The organism is Microcella sp. (assembly GCF_030645145.1).
Classification (GTDB): Bacteria; Actinomycetota; Actinomycetes; order Actinomycetales; family Microbacteriaceae; genus Microcella.
Genome location: NZ_JAUSMI010000064.1, coordinates 1 through 7,924 on the forward strand (window position 1 = coordinate 1; position 7,924 = coordinate 7,924).

Annotated in this window: 8 protein-coding genes and 1 pseudogene; 3 read left to right on the forward strand and 6 right to left on the reverse strand. The window is 72.9% G+C overall.

Features of this window, described 5'->3' with window-relative positions; all coding sequences use genetic code 11:
• Positions 1-94: 94 nt before the first annotated feature.
• Positions 95-1,093 carry an asparaginase gene (locus Q7T15_RS03840; RefSeq protein WP_304693454.1) on the reverse strand — a complete coding sequence of 333 codons (999 nt, stop codon included), beginning with the start codon at positions 1,091-1,093 and terminating at the stop codon, positions 95-97.
• Positions 1,090-2,451: a 4-aminobutyrate--2-oxoglutarate transaminase gene (gabT, locus tag Q7T15_RS03845; protein WP_304693456.1), complete on the reverse strand. Its 1,362-nt coding sequence runs from the start codon at positions 2,449-2,451 to the stop codon at positions 1,090-1,092. The genes Q7T15_RS03840 and gabT overlap by 4 nt, the downstream gene beginning before the upstream one ends.
• Before the next feature lie 54 nt (positions 2,452-2,505).
• Here gabT and Q7T15_RS03850 point away from each other — a divergent pair, with 54 nt between their 5' ends.
• From Q7T15_RS03850 to dxr, 3 genes are all read left to right on the forward strand, one after another.
• On the forward strand, positions 2,506-2,991 hold the full coding sequence (locus Q7T15_RS03850) for an OsmC family protein (RefSeq protein WP_304693458.1): 486 nt from the start codon (positions 2,506-2,508) through the stop codon (positions 2,989-2,991).
• Between the two features lie 61 nt (positions 2,992-3,052).
• A complete protein-coding gene (locus tag Q7T15_RS03855) occupies positions 3,053-4,057 on the forward strand; it encodes an FKBP-type peptidyl-prolyl cis-trans isomerase (protein ID WP_304693461.1) in 1,005 nt (334 codons plus the stop codon).
• 41 nt (positions 4,058-4,098) lie between these two features.
• Entirely contained in the window at positions 4,099-5,190 is a 1,092-nt protein-coding gene (gene dxr, locus Q7T15_RS03860) for a 1-deoxy-D-xylulose-5-phosphate reductoisomerase (protein WP_304693463.1), read from the forward strand.
• 22 nt (positions 5,191-5,212) lie between these two features.
• Here the strand turns inward: dxr and Q7T15_RS03865 are convergent, their stop codons facing one another.
• From Q7T15_RS03865 to Q7T15_RS03880, 4 genes and pseudogenes are all read right to left on the reverse strand, one after another.
• On the reverse strand, positions 5,213-5,731 hold the full coding sequence (locus Q7T15_RS03865; protein WP_304693464.1) for a hypothetical protein: 519 nt from the start codon (positions 5,729-5,731) through the stop codon (positions 5,213-5,215).
• Positions 5,728-6,990 carry a serine/threonine-protein kinase gene (locus Q7T15_RS03870; RefSeq protein WP_304693466.1) on the reverse strand — a complete coding sequence of 421 codons (1,263 nt, stop codon included), beginning with the start codon at positions 6,988-6,990 and terminating at the stop codon, positions 5,728-5,730. Before Q7T15_RS03870 ends, Q7T15_RS03865 begins: the two co-directional genes overlap by 4 nt.
• A gap of 133 nt (positions 6,991-7,123) precedes the next feature.
• Complete coding sequence (locus Q7T15_RS03875) at positions 7,124-7,591, reverse strand: mucin-associated surface protein (protein ID WP_304693468.1); 468 nt, start codon at positions 7,589-7,591, stop codon at positions 7,124-7,126.
• Positions 7,588-7,924: pseudogene (locus Q7T15_RS03880) on the reverse strand (hypothetical protein); the annotation flags it as partial. The gene Q7T15_RS03875 and the pseudogene Q7T15_RS03880, both read right to left, overlap by 4 nt.

Genomic DNA, 7,924 nt, shown 5'->3' on the forward strand with positions numbered 1-7,924 from the left:
GGTTGCACTTCTACAATCAGCACCGGCCCCACACTGCGATCGGAAAGCTTCCGCCCGCCAGCCGCCTCTCAAACAACCTGCCTGGGCACTACAACTAGACCGTCACGCGCAGGGCGCCGACGACCTCGTCGCCGCCGAGCACGGGTTCGACGATCGCGTCGAGCACCTCGGCGGCCGCATCCGCGTCGACGAGGCCCTCCGCGACGAGGAGAGCGAGGGCGACGGGCGTCGTCGCGCGCATGGAGCCGTCGAGCACCTTCACCGCCACGGCGACGCCCGAGCGCGTGCCCATGACCACGAGTCCCTCGGCGCCGATCTTCGCGAGCACGCCGAGCCTCTCGATCGCGAGGGTGTTGGCGCGCCCCGGTCCGTCGATCGCCCACGGCTCGGCGGCGACCGCGGTCATGAGCCGCGCGGCCTCGTGCGTGCGCCCGCTCGAGACGCGGGCGATGCCGCGCGCGAGCGCCGCGAGCGAGGTCGCGTGCAGCGGTGCGCCGCACCCGTCGATGCTCGAGTGCCGGACGGTCTCGCCCGTCCACTCCTCGATCGTGGCGCGGATGCGCCGCTGCAGCGGATGCTCCGGGTCGAGGTAGGTCGCGGCGTCGGCCCCGAGCGCGTCGCTCGCCCGCAGGAATCCGGCGTGCTTGCCCGAGCAGTTCATCGTCTCCCGTGCCGGGCCCAGACCGGCGGCGCGGCGGTCGGAGCGCGCGCGGGCGCCGAGGGGCCACTGGGCCGGGCACTGCAGGGCGGAGGCGTCGCGACCGTCGGCCGCGAGCATCCGCTCGACGACGGCGACGTGCGCGGGAGACCCGCAGTGCGAGGCGGTCGCGAGCACGAGCTCGTCGTCGGCGAAGCGCGCGCCGGTGCCGAGCACGGCGATCGACTGGAGAGGCTTGAGCGTCGAGCGCGGATAGACGGTGGCGTGGATGTCGCCGAGGGCGCGGAGGACGCGCCCGTCGGCATCCACGAGCGCGACGGCGCCGAGGTGGCGCGACTCGACGAGCCCCGACCGCTCGATGACCGCGAGCTCGACCGAGCCCTCGGCGGTCAGCGCGCCGTGATCGGGGACACCGCCGTCGCTGCGGGCGCTCACGCCTCCGAGAGCACGGTGTCGAGCACCGCGACCGCCTCGCGCAGCAGCTCGTCGCTGATGACGAGCGGCGGGAGGAAGCGGATCACGTTGCCGTAGGTGCCCGCGGTGAGCACGAGCACGCCGTGCTGGGCGGCGGCCGCGGCCAGGCGCGACACCGTCGCCGCGTCGGGCTCGTGCGTCTCGGGGTCAACGAACTCGATCGCGATCATCGCGCCGATGCCGCGCACGTCGCCGATGACGGGGTGCTTGGCCTGCAGCTCGCGCAAGAGCGGCACGAGCGTGCTCTCGATGCGGGCGGCCTCGTGGAGGAGCCCGCGCTCCTCGATCTGCTCGAAGACGGCGATCGCCGCGGCGCACGCGACCGGGTTGCCGCCGTACGTGCCGCCGAGCCCGCCCGCGTGCGCGGAGTCCATGATCTCGGCGCGGCCGACGACGCCCGCGAGCACCATGCCGCCCGCGATGCCCTTCGCGGTCGTGATCATGTCGGGCACGAGCCCGAAGTGCTCGCTCGCGTACCAGGCGCCCGTGCGGGCGACGCCCGACTGCACCTCGTCGGCGACGAAGACGATGCCGTTGGCGGTGCACCACTCCTGCAGAGCGAGGAGGTAGCCCTCGGCCGGCACGATGAAGCCGCCTTCGCCCTGGATGGGCTCGGCGACGAGGCACGCGAGATCCTGCGCGCCGACGCGCTTCTCGAGGTACGAGATCGTCCGCTTGGCGGCCTCGGCGCCCGAGAGCCCGTCGTGGAAGGGGTACGAGTTGGGCGCGTGGTACACGTCGCCCGCGAACGGCCCGAAGCCGAGGTTGTAGGGCATGGCCTTGAAGTTCATGGCCATCGTGAGGTTGGTGCGGCCGTGGTAGCCGTGGTCGAGCACCGCGACGCCGTTGCGGCCGGTGTGCTTGCGCGCGATCTTCACGGCATTCTCGAGCGCCTCGGCGCCCGAGTTGACCAGAACGACCTTCTTGGCGTGGTCGCCGGGCGTGTGCTGCACGAGCAGCTCGGCGACGCGCACGTACGGCTCGTACGGGGTCACCGTGAAGAGCGTGTGGGTGAGCTTGGCGACCTGCTCCTGGACGGCGGCGACGACCGCGTCGTTGGAGTGACCGACGCCCATGACGCCGATGCCGCCGCCGAGGTCGATGAAGTGGTTGCCGTCGACGTCGACGACGATCGCGTCGTGCGCGCGGTCGATGTAGACGGGGAGGGTCGTGCCGACGCCGCCGGAGACGACCTCGAGACGGCGGGCGTGCAGGGCCTGCGACTTCGGACCGGGCACGGCGGTGACGATGCGGCGCTCCTGAGCGACCTCGTGCTCGCTCATGGCGCTCGGAACGGAGGCGGAGAGGGTGTCAGTCATGGTGGGATGAGTGTACTCCCGGGTCCTCCGCCCGGGCCGGAAGGCGGAACGATCATGAGCGCGCACCACGGCTACGCCGTCCGCATCGAGTGGACGGGGAACAGGGGCGAGGGCACGGCCTCGTACCGCGCCTACGGTCGCGACCACCGCATCCTCGCCGAGGGCAAGAACCACGCGATCGACGGGTCGAGCGATCGCACGTTCCACGGCGACGCCGAGCGCTGGAACCCCGAGGAGATGGTGATCGCCGCCCTCGCCCAGTGCCACATGCTGAGCTACCTGCACGTGGCCTCGGCGAACGGCCTCGTCGTCGTCGACTACACCGACGACGCGACGGGCACGCTTGAGACGGTCGGCGACGGCGGCCGGCTGACCGAGGCGACGCTGCGCCCGATCGTGACGCTCGCGGCGCAGCACACGGGGGCGGATGCGGACCGGGCCGGCGCGCTCCACGAGCGGGCGAGCGAGCTGTGCTTTATCGCGAACTCGGTGAGCTTCCCGGTCCACCACGAGGTGCGCATCCTCATCGCGAGCGAGTAGCGGCGGGGGAGTACCCGCTCGGAGCCCGCACCAAGGCCGTCCGTGGGAGGATGGGGACTTCGTGCCCGCTGACGCAAAGGACTCTCTCGTGCGCCGCACCTCCGCTCTTCTCCTCTCGCTCGGCCTCGTGGCCACGCTCGCCGCGTGCTCGCCGGCCGCGGAGGACTCCACCGCCGACCGGGCGAACGAGGCCTGCGAGCCCACCGCGTCGGGCGCCTCCTCCGAGGCGATCACCGTCGCGGGCGACTTCGAGGCGCAGCCCGAGATCTCCTTCGAGGGCCCGCTGGAGCCCGAGGAGACCGAGCGCACCGTCGTCATCGAGGGCGACGGGGCCGCCGTCGCCGAGGGCGACACCGTGAACGTCAGCTACACGATCCTCAACGGCGGCACCGCCGAGCAGATCGAGACGACCTTCGAGGCCGGCCAGACCGTCCAGGTGCTCGTCGACAGCGAGTCCAAGCTGCTCTCCGGCCTGTCCAAGTCGCTCGTGTGCGCCACCGAGGGCTCGCGCGTCGTGGGCGTCATCCCGCCCGCCGACGCGTTCGGCGCGGAGGGCCAGGCGCAGTTCGGTCTCGAGGCCGAGCAGTCGCTCGTCTTCGTCGCCGACGTCGTCTCGATCGCGGCCGAGCCGCTCGAGCGCGCCGAGGGCAGCGCGGAGGAGGCCCCGGAGGGCTTCCCGACCGTCGAGCTCGCCGAGAACGGCGAGCCGACCATGACGATCCCCGACGAGGAGCCGCCGACCGAGTTCCAGCTCGCGACGCTCATCCAGGGCGACGGCGACGAGGTCGGCGCGGACGACACCGTGACGGTCCACTACACGGGCATCAACTGGAACACGGGCGAGATCTTCGACTCCAGCTGGGAGCGCGGCCAGCCCGCGTCGTTCCCGACGAGCGGCGTGATTCCCGGCTTCCGCGACGCGCTCGTCGGTCAGCTCGTCGGCTCGCAGGTCATCGCGATCATCCCGCCCGAGCTCGGCTACGGCCCGCAGGGCGGCACGCCCGACGGCTCGATCGGCGCGGAGGACACGATCGTCTTCGTCGTCGACATCCTCGCCACGAGCTAAGGGCGGGGGATGCCCGGCGCGCGTCGGGCAGGATGGTGACCATGCGCGACGTCATCATCCTCGGCTCCACCGGCTCGATCGGCGTCCAGGCGCTCGAGGTCATCGCGGCGAACCCCGACCGCTTCCGGGTCGTCGGGCTCGCAGCGGGACGCAACCGCGAGCTCGTCGAGGCCCAGGCGCGCGCCCACTCCGTGGAGCACGTCGCCCTCGGCGCCGAGGCCGCGGCCGAGCTCGTGCGGGATGCCGCCTGCGACGTCGTCCTCAACGGCATCACCGGGTCGGTCGGTCTCGCGCCGACGCTCGCGGCGCTGCGCGCAGGGCGCATCCTCGCTCTCGCCAACAAGGAGAGCCTCATCGTCGGCGGCTCGCTCGTCACGAGCCTCGCGGCGCCCGGGCAGATCGTTCCCGTCGACAGCGAGCACTCCGCGATCGCGCAGGCGCTGCTCGCGGGCGAGCATCACGAGGTGCGCCGGCTCGTGCTGACCGCGAGCGGCGGGCCGTTCCGCGGGCGCTCGCGCGCCGAGCTCGCCCACGTGACCCCGGCCGACGCCCTCGCGCACCCCACGTGGGACATGGGGAAGGTCATCACGACCAACTCCTCGACGCTCGTCAACAAGGGGCTCGAGGTCATCGAAGCCCACTTGCTCTTCGACGTCCCCTTCGACCGCATCGACGTGACCGTGCATCCGCAGTCGATCGTGCACTCGATGGTCGAGTTCGTCGACGGGTCGACGATCGCCCAGTGCTCGCCGCCCGACATGCGCCTGCCGATCTCGCTCGGCCTCGACTGGCCGCGCCGCGTCGCGGGTGTCGGCGCCCCGCTCGACTGGACGACCGCGAGCCGCTGGGATTTCGCTCCTCTCAACGAGGAGGCGTTTCCGGCCGTCGCGCTCGCCAAGAGCGTCGGACTCGCCGGGGCGACCTACCCCGCGGTGTTCAATGCGGCGAACGAGCAGGCGGTGCACGCTTTCCACGACGGCGCGGTGAGCTATCTGGGGATCCTCGACGTCGTGCGCGCGGTCGTCGACCGGCACGAGGCGCAGCCCATGACGCTCGAGGGCGTACTGGAGGCGGAGCGCTGGGCGCGGGCCGAGGCCGACGCTCTCATCGCGAGCGGAGCGCTCGGGCCGTAGCGGTCAGCGGCGCGGCGGCGACTCAGTCCTTCGGCTTGCCGCGGTCGTCCGGCGGGCCGGGCTCGCCCGGGTTGCCGCGGCCGTTGCCGTTGCCGTTGCCGTTGCCGGTGTCGCTGCTGCTGTCGTCGCCCGAGGTCGTGCCGCCGCCGGTGCCGCCGGTGCCGCCGGCCGACCCGCCGCTCGTGCCCGGTTCGGCCTCGGCCGGCTCGGGAGTCGGTGTGGGGTCGCGCGTCTCCTCGACCTGCTGAGCGATGGCGGTCTCGAGATCGGAGCGCACCAGACGGATCGCGACCATGATTGCGTCATAGCGTGCGTTGCTGATCTCGCCGCGCGCGAATGCGGCGACGGCCGCGGCCTCGAGCTCGTCGAGCGAGCCGGCGGCGGCTGCGTAGTCGTCCGCGCTCGCAGCCTCGGAGATCTCGAGCACGACCGACTGAAGCTCGTTCGCGGCCGTCGGCGTGTAGGTGCGGGAGGACTCCGTGGCGGAGCAGCCGGCGAGCCCGATCGCGAGCGCCAGGAGGACCGCTGCGCGCCGCTTCATCGCGACACCAGCCGCTGCAGCAGTTCGAGGTGCCCGCCGAGCGTGCCGTCGACGGCCGGGTAGTCCGGTTCGACGATCTCGACCGGCGCGGTGCGCTCAGCCGTGAGGAGGAGGGGGAGCCCCACCGAGAGCGCGGCGATGATCACGCCGATCACGGTGTAGAGGACGAGCGCGCGGGGACCGCGTCTCGGCGTTCCGGGGTAGTCGTCCCTTCCGCGCAGTCGTACTCTGCGCGACTGGGCCGTGACGATGATCGGATCGACGGCGATGGCCTGCTCGATCGTGAGGCTCGGCGCGAGCGGCGACGGCGCAGCGAGTGACGAGGGGATCGGAGCCGACGACGGCGCCATCGCCGCGGTCGGCTCATCGACGGAGGCTGCGGCCCCGGTCGTGGGCGCGGCCGACGAGGCGGATGCCCGGCCGAGGCGTCGCAGTCGACGCACCACGTCGTCGGCGCTCGGCCGCTCGGCGGGCTCGCGGGCGACGCAGTCGGCGATGATGTCGCGCCAGCCCGCGGGGACGGTCTCCGGGATGGCCGGAGGCCGGTGCAGTCGCGCGGCGAGGGCCTCGATGCCCGTTCCGGGGAAGGCGCGCTCGCCGGTCAGGGCCTCGAGCATGACGAGCCCGAGCGAGTAGACGTCGCTCGCGGGTCCGACGGCGGCGCCGAGCGCCTGCTCGGGGCTCAGGTAGTTCGCGGTGCCGATGACCGAGCCCTCGCTCGTCTGCCGGGTGCTGTCGACGATGCGGGCGATCCCGAAGTCGGTGAGCTTCGCGACCGGCAGGCTGCCGTGCGTCCGCTCGCCGGGGAGGAGGATGTTGGCCGGGGTGACGTCGCGGTGGACGACTCCGTGACCGTGCACGTACGCGAGGGCGTCGGCGATCGAGCGGCCGAGAAGGCGGACGGCCCCCGCGTCGAGGGGCCCCTGTCGGAGGCGCTGCCGCAGGTCGGGGCCGTCGACGAACTCCAGGACGATGACGCCCTCGCCGTCGTCGGCCTCGAACGCGTCGTAGAGGGTGACGAGCCCGGGGTGGCTGAGGCCGGCGAGAACGCCGATCTCCGCGCTCTGCCGGTCGAAGTCGCCCCGGGCGACGCTCGAGAAGATCTTGAGAGCGACGGTGCGTCCGAGTGCGGTGTCGGTCGCGGCGTAGACCGTCGACATGCCGCCCCGACCGATGAGCCGCTCGACGCGATAGCGCTCGCCGATGGCGCGCCCGACCCGGGGGTCGACCGCGCTGCCGTGAATCGCCTCGATCGTCATCGCGTTCACGGTATCCCCGGATCCGCTCAGCGTCGCATTGTGGAGGAGGGGTTGCGCGATGCGCCGCTCACCGGTACAAGCGGCGCCGTCCTGTCATGCAGGAGCAAGTCGAGCGGGCCCCTTCGATGACGGATCAGTCGTCGTCGTCGTCGTCCTTGTCCTTGCCCTTGTCGTCGGGCTTGCCCTTGTCGTCCTTCTCCTCTGCCTGGCGCGCGGCCTCCTCGGCGGCGGCCTGCTCCGCAGCCGCTTGCTCGGCGGCTGCCTGCTCGGCGGCCGCCTGCTCGGCAGCCGCCTGCTCCGCAGCGGCGATGGCGGCATCCACGTCGGCCTGCACGAGGGCGAGGGCCGACATGATCGCGTCGAAGCGCTCCTGCGTGATCTCGCCGCGGGCGAGAGCGGTCGAGGCGGAGGCCTCGAGCTCGAGCAGTCGGGTCCGGGTGGTCGCCCAGTCGCCGACGGCGGAGGAGTCGCTCACGGCGAGCACGTGCTGCTGCAGCCGCTCGGCGGTCGTGGGGTCGTAGCTGGGCGTCGGCGCGCACCCGGCCAGCAGGCCGACGAGGAGGGCGCCTCCGCCGAGGGCGGAGATCAGGCGACGGGTCACGGGGCGACGCTCCTCTGCAGCTGATCGAGATGCTCGCCGAGCACGCCTTCGACGACCGGGTAGTCGGGCGAGGCGGGCGGCGCCTCGGCCGCGACGAGGCCGGCGATCGCGGTCGACGCGCCGAAGCCGACGATCAGGAGCGCGATCGCCGCGGTCACGGTCGCGGCGACGGCGAGCGGACGCTTCTTCAGGACCTCCAGGCGCGCACCCCAGCCGCTCGAGCGCGTCGACCGGATGTCCGTGGCCGCGTCGCGCGCGCCGACTCCGGCGATCGTCCCCGGCGTCGCCATCGCGGCCGTGGGCTCGTCGGCCGGCGATCGCGGCGCCGAGCTC